General features: G+C 46.5%; 16 protein-coding genes. 4 read left to right on the top strand and 12 right to left on the bottom strand.

Annotation, left to right across the window (positions count from 1 at the left end; all coding sequences use genetic code 11):
* Positions 1-187 precede the first annotated feature (187 nt).
* Positions 188-1,066 (bottom strand): urea carboxylase-associated family protein, encoded by an 879-nt coding sequence (locus C8D85_RS18025; protein ID WP_244937052.1) that lies wholly within the window; start codon positions 1,064-1,066, stop codon positions 188-190.
* 92 nt (positions 1,067-1,158) lie between these two features.
* On the opposite strand from C8D85_RS18025, the gene C8D85_RS18020 reads away from it, so the two are divergent.
* The gene (locus tag C8D85_RS18020) at positions 1,159-2,040 is read left to right on the top strand and encodes a LysR substrate-binding domain-containing protein (RefSeq protein WP_133565350.1); all 882 of its coding nucleotides are present in this window, start codon (positions 1,159-1,161) and stop codon (positions 2,038-2,040) included.
* Here the strand turns inward: C8D85_RS18020 and sfsA are convergent.
* From sfsA to C8D85_RS18005, 3 genes are read right to left on the bottom strand one after another with little or no spacing between them, the layout of a single operon-like run.
* The gene (gene sfsA, locus C8D85_RS18015) at positions 1,989-2,708 is read right to left on the bottom strand and encodes a DNA/RNA nuclease SfsA (protein ID WP_133565348.1); all 720 of its coding nucleotides are present in this window, start codon (positions 2,706-2,708) and stop codon (positions 1,989-1,991) included. The genes C8D85_RS18020 and sfsA overlap by 52 nt on opposite strands.
* A 28-nt stretch (positions 2,709-2,736) precedes the next feature.
* A complete protein-coding gene (tdh, locus tag C8D85_RS18010; protein WP_211342235.1) occupies positions 2,737-3,762 on the bottom strand; it encodes an L-threonine 3-dehydrogenase in 1,026 nt (341 codons plus the stop codon).
* A 2-nt stretch (positions 3,763-3,764) separates the two neighbouring features.
* The gene (locus C8D85_RS18005; protein WP_133565343.1) at positions 3,765-4,964 is read right to left on the bottom strand and encodes a glycine C-acetyltransferase; all 1,200 of its coding nucleotides are present in this window, start codon (positions 4,962-4,964) and stop codon (positions 3,765-3,767) included.
* A 194-nt stretch (positions 4,965-5,158) separates the two neighbouring features.
* Here C8D85_RS18005 and C8D85_RS18000 point away from each other — a divergent pair, with 194 nt between their 5' ends.
* Entirely contained in the window at positions 5,159-6,079 is a 921-nt protein-coding gene (locus C8D85_RS18000; protein ID WP_133565340.1) for a LysR family transcriptional regulator, read from the top strand.
* A gap of 118 nt (positions 6,080-6,197) precedes the next feature.
* Here C8D85_RS18000 and C8D85_RS17995 read toward each other — a convergent pair whose 3' ends face one another.
* From C8D85_RS17995 to C8D85_RS17985, 3 genes are read right to left on the bottom strand one after another with little or no spacing between them, the layout of a single operon-like run.
* Positions 6,198-6,395 carry a hypothetical protein gene (locus tag C8D85_RS17995; protein WP_133565337.1) on the bottom strand — a complete coding sequence of 66 codons (198 nt, stop codon included), beginning with the start codon at positions 6,393-6,395 and terminating at the stop codon, positions 6,198-6,200.
* 30 nt (positions 6,396-6,425) lie between these two features.
* Positions 6,426-7,169: a PaeR7I family type II restriction endonuclease gene (locus C8D85_RS17990; RefSeq protein ID WP_133565334.1), complete on the bottom strand. Its 744-nt coding sequence runs from the start codon at positions 7,167-7,169 to the stop codon at positions 6,426-6,428.
* Entirely contained in the window at positions 7,170-8,912 is a 1,743-nt protein-coding gene (locus C8D85_RS17985; RefSeq protein ID WP_211342234.1) for an Eco57I restriction-modification methylase domain-containing protein, read from the bottom strand.
* 408 nt (positions 8,913-9,320) lie between these two features.
* Here C8D85_RS17985 and C8D85_RS17980 point away from each other — a divergent pair, with 408 nt between their 5' ends.
* Positions 9,321-10,175, top strand: a complete 855-nt coding sequence (locus C8D85_RS17980; RefSeq protein WP_162847626.1) for a Panacea domain-containing protein — start codon at positions 9,321-9,323, stop codon at positions 10,173-10,175.
* A complete protein-coding gene (locus tag C8D85_RS17975; protein WP_133565330.1) occupies positions 10,175-10,567 on the top strand; it encodes a hypothetical protein in 393 nt (130 codons plus the stop codon). Before C8D85_RS17980 ends, C8D85_RS17975 begins: the two co-directional genes overlap by 1 nt.
* 92 nt (positions 10,568-10,659) lie before the next feature.
* Here C8D85_RS17975 and trbL read toward each other — a convergent pair whose 3' ends face one another.
* The 5 genes from trbL to traJ form a co-directional block, all read right to left on the bottom strand.
* A complete protein-coding gene (gene trbL, locus C8D85_RS18305; RefSeq protein WP_133565328.1) occupies positions 10,660-12,327 on the bottom strand; it encodes a P-type conjugative transfer protein TrbL in 1,668 nt (555 codons plus the stop codon).
* A 2-nt stretch (positions 12,328-12,329) separates the two neighbouring features.
* Entirely contained in the window at positions 12,330-12,494 is a 165-nt protein-coding gene (locus C8D85_RS18120; RefSeq protein WP_162847625.1) for a hypothetical protein, read from the bottom strand.
* 2 nt (positions 12,495-12,496) lie between these two features.
* A complete protein-coding gene (gene trbJ / locus C8D85_RS17965; RefSeq protein ID WP_133565326.1) occupies positions 12,497-13,273 on the bottom strand; it encodes a P-type conjugative transfer protein TrbJ in 777 nt (258 codons plus the stop codon).
* Positions 13,274-13,510: 237 nt separating this feature from the next.
* Positions 13,511-15,271, bottom strand: a complete 1,761-nt coding sequence (traI, locus tag C8D85_RS17960) for a TraI/MobA(P) family conjugative relaxase (protein WP_133565324.1) — start codon at positions 15,269-15,271, stop codon at positions 13,511-13,513.
* The gene (traJ, locus tag C8D85_RS17955; RefSeq protein WP_133565322.1) at positions 15,268-15,642 is read right to left on the bottom strand and encodes a conjugal transfer transcriptional regulator TraJ; all 375 of its coding nucleotides are present in this window, start codon (positions 15,640-15,642) and stop codon (positions 15,268-15,270) included. Before traJ ends, traI begins: the two co-directional genes overlap by 4 nt.
* Positions 15,643-16,318 lie beyond the last annotated feature (676 nt).

Genomic DNA, 16,318 nt, shown 5'->3' with positions numbered 1-16,318 from the left:
GTTGACACATTTTCTTAACCCTTAGGGCTAATAACTTACCGTTTCCAGTTCGCAATGCAGTCCGTGGTGGTCTGCCGTGTCAGTGGGTGCGTATATTACCGTCGCGATTATTTTATGCAAGCACTTTTTGAATTAATTTTAAAAAAGTTTAACGTCTCTAAAAAGCGCCTACATTTACTTCGCTTCATCACTCTTTGCGTTGAAGCTTCTGTTTCTCAGCACTCCAATCAATTGCAGGCTTTTTCAAACCATGCTGGCCTTGATAGTTTGGAGAAACGGGCGGCTTCCAACTCTCCAAAACCTCACTCTCTAGCTTATAGATTTCAACCTCTAAAGGATGACAAGTTGATAATGGATCCTGCGCCTCTGGCCCCCATAGATCTACTGATAGGTCTCCACCTGGACAACAAGACAAAGCACACAAAAGATCAATTTCGGCAAAGAACTCTAAATAGTCGCCTTTTCGAGCAGGACAGGCTTTCATGAAATACTGATCGTCTTCATTTAAGCCCGTACATTGGAAGACATTCAGCACATCATGCACATCAAACTCTGTCAGGCCATATGGCAATACAGCTCGCACTAGGTTTGAGTGACAATGATGATCAAAATCTTCTCCTGTTAGTAGGTGATTCACATAAGGATCACAGCGAGTCCCCAATAAATCATGGACTCGACCACCCTGCTCATCTTCACCATAAGAGGCAAGCGTATCGTCTATTATTGTCACCATTGGTCGAAGGAAAGGTAGCGTGGACCAAATTCGGTCATGAGTACTAATATGAGCACGCTGTATTTGACGGGTGCGTGATGCCCACATTCTTTCTCGTGGGTCATGGAGATTCCACATATTGAAATCCCCAACTTGAGGGCCTTCCGGCACACGAATTCGAAAAACATGGCCTGCTGGCACTTCCCAAGCCATACCTTCACGCATCGGCACTTTTACAGTTTCAATCAGAGTGCGATTTGCCTTGCCTTCAACAAGACCATCGTAAAATGCTTTATCAATTTCTAACTTTGAGCCTTTGCCCGCACGATATGCTGCTTCAACCTTAGCCATCATTTAACTCCCATGTTTGGATTGACTTTAGGTTAATGCAGCAACATAGTTCTAGAAAATTGAAGCTTTTATAAAACACTTGAATATTTTAAAGAATGATTCCTTACTCTGCCCTTCGTGCTTTTCAGAAAGTAGTGCAGCTCGGTAGCTTAAAAGCTGCCGCCGAGAGCCTACACGTCACTGAATCTGCGATTAGCCACCAATTAAAAAAGCTGGAGCAATGCACCGATACTCAGCTGTTATATAAAGAAGGAAGAGGATTGAAAGTAACAAAGAAAGGTAGAGCCTTAGCCGATCGCATAAGCGCCCCTTTCAGCGACATTGATTATGCGTACGAAGACATCAAGCAGCAGCGTGAGTCCAATCTCAATATTTATTGTATACCCTCATTAATAAACAATTGGCTGATGCCAAGACTGGTAGCATTTAACCAAAGCGTACCGGATATGTCAGTCTCTTTGAAATACCTCCAGTCAATGCCCGCACACATTGACGAACATTCTATCTGCATCAAAAGCATTGAAGTCAACGGCACGCAACGCTATCCATTCGAAGTCTTAATGAATGGCGAAACCATCCCTGTGTGCAGCCCTTTGTACTTAGCTCAGCGTGGCCCCATCAACACTCACGAATGCTTAACACAGCAAACCTTGCTACATGATCAAAATACTAACAGCTGGAATGATTGGCTAACTCGCTTAGGCCTGGAACACAAACAGCAGACCCAGCAAATATTTGAAGACTTTTATTTACTCAAATTCGCAGCCATGGCCGCGCAAGGTGTGGCATTGTGCCCTATAAATTTAATTCAGAATGAGCTAGCCGAAGGAACGCTAGTTCAACTGTTTCAGGAGCAAGGCAATATTGGACGAAAGTACGTGATTGAACACAACCATCGCCCAAGCCCAGCAACTCAGTTGCTGCTTCAGTATTTACTTAAAGACGAACGAGTCACAGGGATCGACTCCGTCAAATAGATTTCTGTCGTATCAATATGAGCACGATATGCGATCACCTCAACACCCTGAGTCATCGCTTCTTCCAAAGCCGCTGCATATTTAGGATCAATGTGTTCCGCTGGAGCAACGGACTGAATGCCTGTATGTGACACACAAAACATCAACACCGCGCGATGGCCTGCTTTCACCATATCCGCCAATTCATATAAGTGCTTTCTGCCGCGCTCAGTAACGGCATCAGGGAAATATCCGTGACCATCTTCCTCAAGTAATGTCACATTTTTCACTTCCACATAGCACAATGGCTTATGCTCATCACTCAACAGCCAATCAATACGACTGCCACTACCATATTTCACTTCGGCCTTCTGACCGCTATATCCCGACAGCTCTGCAATCTTGCCCTGGGCAATTGCCTCGCCCACGACCTTATTAGGCAAGCCAGTGTTGATACAAGCGAGGAACTGCTCGTCGACTTCAACAATTTCCCAAGTGTAGGACAGCTTGCGCTTTGGGTTGTCACTTTTGGACACCCAAACCCGCGCTTGATCCTGCTGACAACGGCGCATAGACCCCGTATTAGGGCAATGTGCAGTGATGACCTCCCCATGCGCTAATTCAATATCGGCTAAAAAACGCTTGTATCGTTTGATTAAGCGCCCTTCGATTAACTCTGAAAAATGCATCGTTCGGTCATACCTCTTAAAACTACAATCAGGTCCAATCTAGAATGACTTTCCCAGACGTACCGCTGCACATTACATCAAAGCCTTTTTGGAAGTCATCGATGCTGTAATGATGGGTAATAATAGGAGTAAGATCTAAGCCAGATTGAATTAATGAAGCCATTTTATACCAAGTTTCAAACATCTCTCGACCATAAATGCCTTTTATAACAAGACCTTTGAAAATCACTTGGCTCCAATCGATCCCCATGCCCGCTGGCAAAATCCCCAACAACGCAACATGGCCTCCATGATTCATCGCTGCAAGCATTGAATCAAACGCGGCGGCGTTACCTGACATTTCTAAGCCAACATCAAACCCTTCACTCATTTTCAGCTCAGCCATTACATCAGAAAGAGATTGCTTTGCTACATTGACCGTATGTTCGATACCCATTTTGCGCGCCAGCTCTAAACGGTAGTCGTTGATATCCGTGATCACCACATGACGCGCGCCAACATGCTTCGCTACGGCGGCAGCCATGATGCCAATCGGGCCAGCTCCCGTGATTAGCACATCTTCCCCAACCAAATCAAAAGACAAGGCCGTATGCACAGCATTCCCAAAAGGATCAAAAATCGCGGCAAGATCATCTGAGATGCCATCTGGGATTTTAAATGCATTAAATGCTGGCAAAACAAGATACTCAGCAAAAGCACCTTCTCTATTCACGCCAACACCAATGGTATTGCGACATAAATGCGTGCGCCCTGCTCGACAGTTACGACAATGGCCACAGGTGATATGCCCTTCACCTGAAACACGATCACCTACGTTAAATCCACGCACTTCTTGGCCGACTTCAACCACTTCACCGACGTACTCATGACCCACTACCATGGGTACGGGGATCGTTTTCTGCGCCCACTCATCCCAATTGTGAATGTGCACATCCGTCCCACAAATGGCCGTTTTCTTAATTTTAATCAACAAGTCGTTATGGCCGATCACTGGCCGATCTACTTGCGTCATCCAGATGCCTGGCTCAGGCTTTAACTTGGCTAATGCTTTCATTTTCATCTATGAATAATCTCCATCTCTCGAGCGACTTCTATAAACACTTCGATGGCCCGATCTAACTGTTCACGGGTATGCCCTGCTGACATTTGCGTGCGAATTCGAGCTTGTCCTTTAGGCACGACGGGGAACGAGAAACCAATAACATATACGCCTTTTTGCAAAGAACGTTCTGCAAATTCCGCCGCTAGTTTTGCATCGCCTAACATGATCGGGATGATCGCATGATCAGCACCGCCCATTACAAACCCTGACGCTTCCATTCGCATTCGGAAATACTGAGCGTTTTCCCACAGACGATTACGCAACACATCACTCTGTTTCAAAACGTCCAGTACACGGATGGAAGCATTTACAATCGCTGGTGCGAGCGAATTAGAGAACAGGTAAGGACGTGAACGTTGGCGTAACCATTCGATCACTTCTTTCTTACCTGACGTATACCCGCCCGATGCACCACCTAATGCCTTACCTAACGTCCCGGTTATGATATCAATGCGATCTACCACATCATGGTATTCATGGGTTCCAGCACCGGTTTTCCCCATGAATCCTACTGCGTGAGAATCATCCACCATCACTAAGGCGCCATATTGATCCGCTAAATCACAGATAGCCGGCAAGTTGGCCACAATGCCATCCATAGAAAATACACCATCTGTCACAATCAAGGTATGACGAGCACCCGCTTCTTTCGCGGCTATCAGCTGTTGCTCCAAATCCGCCATATCATTGTTCGCATAGCGAAAGCGCATGGCTTTACATAAACGGACACCATCAATGATCGACGCGTGGTTTAATGCATCGGAAATGATCGCGTCTTCCTTCCCTAAGATTGTTTCAAACAACCCCGCATTGGCATCAAAGCAAGAGGAGTAAAGAATCGTGTCTTCCATACCCAAGAATTCAGAGAGCTTCTGCTCTAGTGTTTTATGGATATCTTGCGTGCCACAAATAAAGCGTACCGACGCCATACCAAAACCATGTTGCTCCAACCCCTCTTTTGCCGCTTGAATCAGCTCATCGCTGTTGGCTAATCCGAGGTAGTTATTGGCACAGAAATTTAATACTTCTTCACCAGAGGTCACGCTGACCTCAGCTTTTTGCTGAGAGGTAATCACGCGCTCAGGCTTATAAAGCCCTTCAGATTTCACTTCGTCGATTTGCTGTTGAATATGCTGATAAAAAGTAGAAGTCATGATGAATACCTCTCGATCACGATGTTTAGTGAAGGCTTGTTAGCAGACAGAACAAGTCCATAGCCGATAACATTAAGTGTAATAGAGAGCTGAAAAAGAGATTATTAGGCTTATCGGAAAAGCATTATTGAATCCAAAGCACAAATAGATTTTACTTCGTCCCATTAATAATGCTGTAACGAGGCTAGATAACCATGCAAAACACTCAGCTCATTCCATTGCTACCGGACCTAGCAAGTTTTATCTTGATCGTGGAAGAAGGCAGTTTTACCGCCGCTGCGAAAAAGCTCGACGTCACGCCTTCCGCATTAAGCAAACTCGTTACCCGTCTAGAAAAAGCATTATCCATTAAGCTGTTTGAACGCAGCACACGCACATTGCTGATTACACGCTCTGGGCAAAAGGTGTACGACCAAGCCGTCATTATGCTCAATGCTGCCAAGCAAGCGGTTGAATTGTCTCTTTCTGACCATAGTGAAATTCAAGGCACGCTCACCATCGCAGCACCCGAAGCATTTTTGAATTCGGTGGTGCAGCCCCATGTCCTGCCCTTTTTAAACCTCTACCCAAAAGTAAAGCTGCAGCTACGGGTCGCAGATGGTGAAATCGACTTGCTGAGAGACAATATAGATGTGGCATTTATGCTCACCGACACACCTGATGAGCGTCTGATTCTGAAAGAACTCGGCAAAACCAATCTGGTATTGTGCGCCAGCCCTGATTACATCGAACAAAGAGGTATGCCTGAGCACCCTAGTGAATTGGTCCAGCACGATTGCCTTTACCTAGCAGAGAACGACCACGACCATATCTGGCGCTTTATAAAGGGGGACGAAGTGCACTCGGTCTCCGTCACCGGACGCTATGCCGTGAACCACTCCCAAATGCGGCTAACCGGTGTTAAGAACGGATTAGGTATCGGCATATTACATGACTTCGTTATTGCTGATGCACTTGAACAAGGCGACGTAGTACCTGTGTTATCGGACTGGACACTGCGTAGCAATTACCACGGTTTCATTGCCATGCAATACGCCCAGACTCGATACATGCCAGCTCGGCTAAGGGTATTTATCGACTACGTCTGCGAGCACCTCATTCAGCGCTTAGCCTAGACAACAAAAAGCCCGCTAGAAAGCGGGCTTGGGAGTGTTTATTGCTGTTCAGTGCAAGGTGTTACCTAACGCTGAATTATTCCCATTCTATCGTCAATGAGGGCCGCAAGCCCTTTAACTACGGCTGCTTGGGGCTTGGCTCTGTCGTAGTACCATTATTAGTACCATGTTCAGCGTTTTGTTTGGCCTTTTCTTCCCGCCGACGCTTAAACTCAGCACGCGCCCAAGCAGAAGACTCAGCCATGTCGCGGCGAAGGTCTTCCTTTTCCTGGGGCGAAAGCAGCCTTACTGTTTCAAATGCAGGTTGACTCGCCAAAATATAGCTCCATCTAACGCCCTTCCCTAATTACTCGCCTAATCTAGCTGCTTCAGCTGCAACATGCCCAGCAAAGGAAGCTACAAAAGTTCGCAGCCCCGTCATAGAAGACTGCTCCGAATAATCACCTGTAGATATCGACTCTCTTTCTGAAGACAATACCGCAGCAGACGTATAAAGCTGTTCTTGCACCAATCTTTGGCACAATAAGTCATAACGCTTTAAGTAAGATGCACCTTTAAATTCCTCAAAAACAGGAAAGTGGGGAGATGAATCTCGAACAGACCTTCTCGATCCTGGAGCACTTTCAACCATCATTAACCAACCTACAAATGGTCTTGGCTGCTTGCCGAATGCTTCTTCACGGTAAGCCGTCCACAAATCATGAGCAGTTCCAAGAGCTTCTTCTGTACGATTGTTAAAATTGTTACCAAAGGATGGTCCAACATGACTTTTAAGCTCAATAGCTGCGATCAGTTCCCCTTTATGAATCACCAGCAAGTCCCATAACTTTGTTGGTCTGAAATACCCAGGGAGAGTCAGCATAGCCCTATTCTGATAGATTTCAGCTTTAGAAAGCCCATTGGCATTTACAATGTCAAGAATAAGCTCTAGGAAACCATCCATATTTTTTCCGGCAGTAACGCCCGAGCGCTCACCTTGGTCTGCACTCCCTGATCGAGCCTGCTTTTGCTTCGCTTCTTCACGACTACGCCAGAATGTTTTTATCGCTTCCTGGGCCTTACTCTCAAAATTTACTAAATCAAGTGACATTTACTTTCCATTGCCTCCTAAAGCAGACTGTTCTTCTAAACTAAGTCCATAGAGTTTAAAGACTGCACTATTACAAGCTTCCACATCCCTAGCTAAAGCCGCTTTGCTTAACTCGTCTCGCAAAGATTGAGAAACGGTATCCCATCTAGGTATCCTGATTCGTCGCAGATACTGAGCTTGAAATCTTAAAAAGCCGCCCCGCATTTTAGTCGAATAACTAGCAACGAATAGTCGAGCAACCGAAGACAAAAGTACAGCCTGAAGAGACCTTAGATCCCACTCCTCAGACAAGATAAAGTACAGATTGTGGTGTGGATACAATTTCCCTTCTTCAAACACAACATGAGCCTCTCCTTTGATATCTGGAATCAGCAGTTTTGGCGTAGAAGCTAAATTAGGCGTTATTCTATCAATAGTCCGATACCATTTTTCAGGAGTCTTTTTTGCGCAATGTCGCGCTGCAATTACACTGCGTCGCTCTTCAAGATACTGCTGCAACTTTGGATATTCATCAAGATCAACAAGCGCTCCACTCTCAGTGAAAGGATTGATCACTCCCATGCCACGCCAATTAACTTCACCGGATGAAATATCTTTTGTAGTTACTATGGGTAGCTTACGATCATCTTCCACACAGAGTGAATCATATGATCCGATAAACGCCTTATCCGCTCCTGTCGCAACCCCAATACCTACTTTGCAGCCTGCTTCCTCTAGTAATGGATAGCTTTCTTCCAAGCGACGCAACATCTCCATCTGATCAGATGACTCTAGCAACCAAGGTTCATTCCCATTCATGACATTGGCTAGCTCTTTAAATTTAAATACGTCGCTATCTACAGAGTCTTCACCTAAAAGCACTTTAGAAAGGCTCGACAAAAAAGACTCTTCAATTTGGGGGTTGTGAAAAATACGTGTTTTACAATGCTTTTCTCGCGATATAAGTGTAATGGCCGGATAAGCGATAACGTCTGAATGGAAGGCTTTTGTATCACACATATCCACATAAACTTTAAGGCTGAAGCTATCAGATACAAACCTACGCAAAGGCCCACCATAACGATTTTTCATCCATCGATCAGAACAGATAAAACCTAAGACTCCAACAGACGAAAGTAGAGACAGGGAACGCTCCAAAAAAGGTATATAAATGTCAGCCCTGTCGTAAATAGTCTCGTATCTGCGACGATATTCCTCTAAAAGTAACGTAGGGATAAGCTCTTGACGTATATACGGTGGATTTCCTATCACAAAATCAAACTGCTTAGGTAAGCCAACAAGTAAAAAGTCCCCTTGTATCAACCAATGTTTCACTAATTGAGAAGCGGTCCCCTCTTCTACACCGTTACAGGTTAGTTCATCTAAAATTAGCTTAGATGTTTGAATGAACGTCTCGTGATGAAGCTCTACCGCAACAATGGTGTCGCAGAGGTCCCCGAACGATGGGGGTGTTTCATTTTCTCGACTCCATGAAGCCAGCAAACGACGTACAATTTCGAGCAGGAAATCGCCGTTGCCAAAAGAAGGCTCTAGTATACGCTTGGTATAAAGTTGGTTATCTGAATGGAAGCCTGACAAATCTAAAATAAAACGGACAACTTCAAGCCGAGTGAATACCGCCCCACGAGCTTCTGCATCAGCGTTCATTGCTAAGACATTGGACAAAGTATCTACGGCTAGTCTACTCTCGGAGCTATCATGTGATAGAGCAGAAAGCCCTAAGTCTAAAGGTTGTTGATACATTGAATTCCTCTTTGACGAAGGGGCAGCGCCAAAATATTAAGTAAAAAAACTACGCACGAATCTGTCTATTCTAAGGCATCTAGCGATCGTTTACGAATATAGAAGCCATACTAGCACTGACTTGCTAAGTCCTTTGATGCGGACTTATAGCTCATTCTTAGGTTAGGTTATTTCAGTCAAAACCTAGTCTCAAGCCAATGCGGATGGCTAACTCATACTTTATTCAAACATATCAATTCCAAAGATCATGAAAACTAAAAACCTTTGATTTTGATACCTAACCCCCATACAACAGGAATAGACAGACTCAATACAGCCTCATATAAGGTGAAGCACTAAAGGCATATAGTGAGGCAAGGAGTTTTTTAGTATACGATGCGCACTGCAGGACAAAGTAAGGAAAGCACCATGGCTACCTCTACGATCGATGATGTTGCAACATATCTTATTCAAGAAAGTAATATGAGTTTGGGCATCACACACAGAGAGCTACAAAAGATTCTCTATTACTCCCAAGGTTTCTATCTAGCAAAGTACAATAGGCCTCTATTTGATGCCGACTTTGATGCATGGAAGTACGGCCCTGTGAACACAGGAATTTGGGGGCGATTCAAGCAATATGGATACGCAAACTTATACGTATCTCCCGACAAAGAGGTCGTAACACTCGATACTGCTAAAAAAGCTTTTTTAGTTAGCATCCTTAGTGCATTTCTGAGCATAGGCCAGACCAAATTGATTGGTATGTCTCACACTGACCATCCGTGGGAAAACAACTATATTGAAGGGATGAATAAGAGAATCTCCAAAGAGCAGATTCAAGACTTCTTTATTAACTTCGACACTATTGAAGAGTACGTTTCAACTGCAGAAGCAAAGCTGCAATTTTCGAAGCTTATTCAGTCAAGAGGAGACTACTTAAACTCTCTTCCTGACTTAGAAGAAGGCTGGATATCGGGCAACAAAGCTGTACCCCCCACTGCGGAGGTGTGCAGGGAGTGCAACAAATTCCTTCAATCCTTTGAGAGGAATTTATTTTCGAAACACGCTGCCCCCGTTATTCCAAAGCTAATAATGGGTCCAGTACCCTCTGGAGGAGTAGGTGTTGAGCTTCATTCACCTAGCAAGAATATATATATCAACTTCTACAATGACGCTCTAGTAGATGTTTCGATAGAAACTAGTGATGAATTCACTGAGCATGAATTGAACCTCGATCTGTTCAATGAAGAAATGGGCTTGTTTTTAGAGGGAATCGTGTAATGATTGGAAATGGAGAAAAGCTATATCGGTATGCTGACCCCAAGATTCTGCCTGAGGGACAAGAAGAGCTTCCTGTATCTATCTTCAATGATCAAGAAATGTCATGTGATTGGGAGAAGCTACAAAGCCAGCCCGAAAACTCGCCGCACGTACATTCAGGCAGAACACTTTTAATATCAATTGAAGTATGTGACGAGATTAGATATCCCCAGAACCCTAAACGCACAGGGGAATTTGTAGCTGCTTGGGAGCAAGAAATTCTTCATGACCCCTTGTCACATGAAGAAGGCAATATTTTCACACCGAATGATTCTCACTCCTTGATTAGAGGAAAGAAAAAGGCGGCCGTTACAACAGCCATTAGAAATAATTCAAGCTTCAAAAAGCTTTAAGCTGTAGTGGGACTATTTAGCCCTCTGTGTCTAGTAGAGCAATCAAACGAATATGCCAGCACTCATGTAACAGGCTGGCATAAACGCCCATGCTAGTTCCCTTTAACAAAACTCGCTATCTCTTCGTTCCGTTCCTTTTGCTTCTCTTGGGCGTAGTCGACGTAATCTTCTACATCAAACGTGTGTTTCTCGGGATCGCGTTCTTGCCAGTCGGCGTGGGCCTGGCGGGCTTCTTCCTGGTCTGACTCAGATAGCTCGCTAAAGCCCCCGCTTTGGTTTATCCAGCCTTCTTGGCCGCCGAGTGAGTCACTGCCGAAAGATGGTGATTGTTCATCGCTTGAGCCATCCCCTTCTTGGTGTCCCATTGAATCAGTCCCTGTGCCCATGCTGTCCCGGATAGATGAAGCCAAACGGCCACCGGCGGTTTGGCTGACTTTATTCTGGAAGCCACCCATTGCTTTAGAGCCCATACCTTTGGCAAGGGCCGATGCGGTACCGGCAGCCACTCGGCCAGCGTTGGCCGCACCAGTCATAAAGCCTCTTGATGTTTGGGCCTGCTCGCTGGAATGGGTGTCGCCAGCACTTTCAGATACAGCCTCTTCACCTGGAGCGTGAGACTCGCCGCCAGAGAAGCCAGCCGCTTGAGAAAAAGGCGTTTCACCAGTATCACTGCTGCCAGTATCGCCACTTGAAGCGCTAGAGCTAGAACTACCAAACTCAGGCATCGGGCCCTCAGACATACTCATTTGAGCTTTCTCAAAGGCAGCCTTCACAGCACTGGCTCCACCGGCCATATTGGTCGCTCCAGACATAGCCGCTCCGCCAAGCGCAGCGCCGCCAGACATAACAGCTGCACCGGCTCCTACAGCTCCACCGATCAAGGCACCTGCACTAAATGAACTACCTGAGCTGGCCGCAGCTCCGCCACCTGGGATCAAAGCAGCAATCACATTCGGTACAGAGTTAATCAATATCACCATAACTAGCGACACCACGAAGATCACTAGCAATTCATCAAGGGGCGCGCCTTCCGATAAATCGGTGTGGTAGCCATCAATAATGGAAACGGCAATACCGACTAACAACGTCATAGTCATCAGTTTTAAGGCGATACCGGCCACACTGCGAAAGTAGTTCACCGCAATATCAGAGGTCCAACGAGAGCCACCAAAACCCAAGACAAAGATACCGGCGTAAGCAATGATCCAGGCAGTGATCAATGCTAGTAAGACGTTCGCGGCCACGATGGCCATACAAGCTAAGATGGCGAACGAGGTGAGAAAGATAGATAAGTTGTCGATTGGACTGGTGACACTGTAGCTATCCACCGCCTTTGCCAGAATATCGAAGGCAATATCTATCGGCGTCGATGGATTCAGCCCCCTAGACATTCCCGACGCCTCAGCCGCAACGTTACGCAATGAATCAATGATCGACATCGCGAACATCGGCCCATTGATCAGCAGCCACCAAAAGAAACCGGTTGTGATTGTAAAGCGGACAAACTCGGCAAAGAATTCGCCGATATCCGCTTTACGTAATGCCATCATGCCAAAGGTCCAAACCATCGAGATAACAACGAGCGTCCAAAATAGCCAGGTCGCATGACCGGTAATTACAGACGCCCATGCCTGACTTGCCGCAGCGAAGCGGTCCGCCACATCATTTAGCACACCGCCTCGCTCTACTGCGGCAGAGGCATGTACCGATATCGTTCCCAAGGAGAGAACTAACGCTGATTTTGTTGTGAATCCTTTCATGATTAGTACTCCTTACTCTTAGAGCGATCCACCGGACCTTCTAGGCTTTGATAAACCGAGCCATCTTGTTGCTCACAGTTTTGCGTGCATGTTGCTTCAGGCTCCGAGCAAGCCACTAAAAACAACGTTGTGAACACCATCACCAGTGTTTGCATCATCCATTTCATGGTTAGTACTCCTTACTCTTAGAACGGTCGACCGGCTCGCGTAAGCCTTTATAGAGGTTGTCTCGGCTCGCCTGATACTGTGCGTTAAGGTCGGCATCAGCTTGCATCTTGGTAGCTAAGGCGTTTTGTTGGGCAATCAACAGACTGCGGATTTGCAGCAACTGGTTTGCCTGGTTACTCGCTAGCTGATTGGCGTAACCAATCGCCTCAAGCTGGCCTTCTGCGCCCTGGGCGGCGGACTGGAGTTGCAGTAATTTGCCTGCGTCACTCTGTAGGTTCTGTTGCTGGAGTTCTAAACCACGAAAGACAGCATCGTTGGCCTTCTTCTGTGACTCTGATGCTAGGCGGCGGTTTTCATCCATGGCCGCCCATTCGGCGTCGCTGCAACCACTGCGGGAAAAACAAGGGGAACTGCGGTAATAGGCCACATCTTGGAACCGGCTAAGATAGGCATCGATACTGCCCAACTGGTTTTGGTAATACGCCAGCGTATTCGTTGCCTGGTTTAAATCATGAATCGTTTGCTGGGCTTGGTCCCAAATATGAGCCGCTGGGGCCATCGTGTTTTGCAGCATATTTTCGTACTGCTGCAACTGGGTTTGGTACTGCTGGATTTGTTTTGCTGTCTGCGCAACAGCTTCCATTGCCGACATGATGTTCTGTATTAGATTCGTACCATCAGCAACCGGAATACCAGCATGAACGGGATTAGAAATGTTTAACGCCAAGGAAATGGCGAGCACGGGAATTTTAGCCGCTAAAATTTTGCGTTTTAGCATGGTCATTTACTCTTAGTTGTTATGACTAAAATTTGCATTCACCAACCTGTAGAAACTTGATCTCTACTCCTGCCGTTACCAGCGGTGAATGTGGGCCTGTACAGAGCTAGCTCGCCACTTACTATCTCGGCGCCCGACCTGCGCGACACCGTTAAACGCGCGGCCGAATAGGGTTAAACATCGGTGTCATTACCAACCGAAGCGGTTAGGGCTTCCGTCGATTCCTTTGCCATCACATCAGCGTGATCGGCTCTTATGTTGTCGTTTCGCTTTTTTAGCTGCCTGCTCAGCTTGTAGCTTGGCTTTACGCTGCTCTAATGCTGGCATGACCACCGCTTTTTCAGTTACAGGAGCTGACTGAATAGCTAAAACCTCTAACTGAGATAGATTCTGCAACCGGCCACGGCGTGAAGGTGGCACTTTGCCAATCGGTAACACGCCTGGCTTATCAGACCGTTTGGCCTTTTTGTTCTGGGCTATTAATGCCTGACGGCGGCGTTCTAGCCCTTGGTCGGCAAACTTTATAGACAGGTTGCCATCTACTGCTGCCTTGACTACTCGTGCCTTGAACTCAGGCGAGCCATTCACGGTAATGCGATTACCGTAACGCTCCATTGCTACCTTAAGCGCAGCTAAGACACTGGTTTGGTTAGAAGCCGTTGCCACTTGTAGACGCTCACCATCATCACGTACGGCACTGTTACCTGCTCGATAAATAATGGTCCCTTTTTTCGTGATCGTATCGACCGTTGCTTTGGACTCGGCCCGAACTGCCTCTCCTTTAAGTGTGTTCCCTTTTAGCTTTTGTGCCGCCTCTCGGCTGCGTAGAGCTTTGAGGGCTTCGCTATCTCCTTGGAACGCTTGGCTTTTTAACCAATCCGCCCAGGCTTGGCGTTTATTGCTTTGATATATCGTTTGCCGTTGCTCTTGGTAACGTTTGTGGATGCGCTCAAGATCGCTTTTCAATGCATCACTGGCCTGTTTGTACAAAAGCTTCTTAGCAAACTTATTACTACCAGTTAACTTAATCGCCGCACGACGGCCACGCCCTTTCCTCTTGGCGTTTTCAATCTGTCGATCTTTATCACGGCGCGCCTGTTCAAGAGCTTGCGACTTACTCGCTGCGGCACGTTTCTGCTCTACTTGATAACGGGCATATAGCTCGGTGGTATTTACCTTCAAGCGAACAGGTCGATGTGTATATTGGCGGCTAGGCTTAACAGAATCCGTCGCGGCCGCTTCAAAAGAACCAAGGCGCGCTTCGAGTTTAGGTTTAGAAAACTCACGCCCCAAGGTGCTCGCTTTTATGATCGCTTCACCCTCGGCAACGATTACTAAACCATTTCCTCTGGTCCTTAACTGCAAACCGTTGTCCTGCATGACCTGGTGCAACGCCTGCCAGCTATCAGCTGCTTTGATCTCGTCCATACATTCGCGCTTCACCCACCCTACTAAGCTTTCAATACCCGAATGTCGCTCCATATCCATCGCCCGTGATTCAGCCCCGCGCTTGCGCGGTATATGATTATCCGGCTGCAAGCCAAAGTCCTGCTCGATGGCCTCGCACATTTCCGCTAGCTTCTTATGCGGGTAATACGGCTCATGGATTGTGTTGCGCGCAGGGTGAATCTTATTGATGGCGATATGGATATGTTGATTGTCCGTATCGTTGTGTACAGCACTGACACGCTGATGCTCGCCATAACCTAAGCCTTGGCAAATTCGCTCTTCAATCGCGGCCAAGGTATTTGCTTCTAACTGTTCGCCACTTGGGAAGCTAACTATCAAGTGATAGGTTTTATCACTCTTCGCTCGGGTGTTCGCAAACTGCGTCGCCAACACCTCACTGATCGCATCGCGCACGGTCTCCGCTTCACAGTTATTTAAATGAACGCTACCAAGTCGATGTTCTTTGCTCTGGTGATCGGTGATGTAATTCACCAGGCCTGCAAAGTCAGATTTGCCCTGTGAACGCATCGGTACATGCTTGGCGATCATTGGTCTGCCCTCGGACGAAGAATGGACTCCATAAGTGAGCTCATTTGATCTTGCGTCGTCTCGATACGATTAAGCACTGCCAAGATCGTATTGGCCCCAACATGTGCCACCTTGGCATCATTGCTAAGCCATAACTTTAGCAATCCACCCAGACGTCCTAAGTCACCATTAACCCGCACTAACTCGCGTACTTGCTCTGCATCAGTAATTCCCTGGATACGATAGCCTTGGCCGACTTCACGCAAATAGGTCGAAGCACTGAGCCCTGCCCGTGCTGACATGGATTCAATCAGCGCACGCTCTTCCGGTAGGCAATAGACCTTAATCGGTGGGCTGTTCTTTCTCGTCGTCTTATTTGTGTTGTTCTCCATCTGTGCATCCTCTCTTTCGCCCCGCAGGGCAGGATCAACGTTGAGCGCCGAAGGTGCGAATAAGTCACATAAGTGAAGAGGCTTCGCCATGCTTGCATGGTGGGCCTACTTCACACATCCTGCCCGCATATCAGCATTGGTTTTAGCAAGGTAACCTCTGCATAGAAGTTTGCATTTCTGTGCATTTCCCTGTTTTCATCTGTTTTGGTCTGCTCATCGCTCTTTTCGTATTAAAAACCGATAGTTACAGCGCACTTATAGCGACTTAATAGCGCTAAAATAGCGGCCTTACAGCGATTTACGTATGATGGCTTTACTCACCATCACAACACCGAAAAACACAGCTTTCCTACTACTTTCCTCGCTAACCAAAGCTAATCAGCCGGTTTTGAACAGTGCCCCTCATATGTCAATAAAACGCCCTGTTTTGCGTTCTGCCCCTCAAGTGTCAATAAAGTACCTTGTCTTGTGCTCTGCCCTTCATATGTCAATAAACACGGTTTAACTCCATGCAGGTGTATATCTGCGGCAAAGTCTTAGCCCTACTAGGGCGTTAAAGACTACGCCTAGTAGAAAGATCTTAGAGAGATCTTAGACCGTTTTTTGTCGAATCCCCTATAGCCCTTTAATATCAAGGCTTACAGCGTTTTCTAACCTTTAAAAACGTGACTGTTAA

The sequence above is a fragment of the Marinomonas communis genome, from assembly GCF_004363305.1.
Taxonomy (GTDB): Bacteria; Pseudomonadota; Gammaproteobacteria; order Pseudomonadales; family Marinomonadaceae; genus Marinomonas; species Marinomonas communis.
This window is presented reverse-complemented; position numbering and strand designations above follow the sequence as displayed.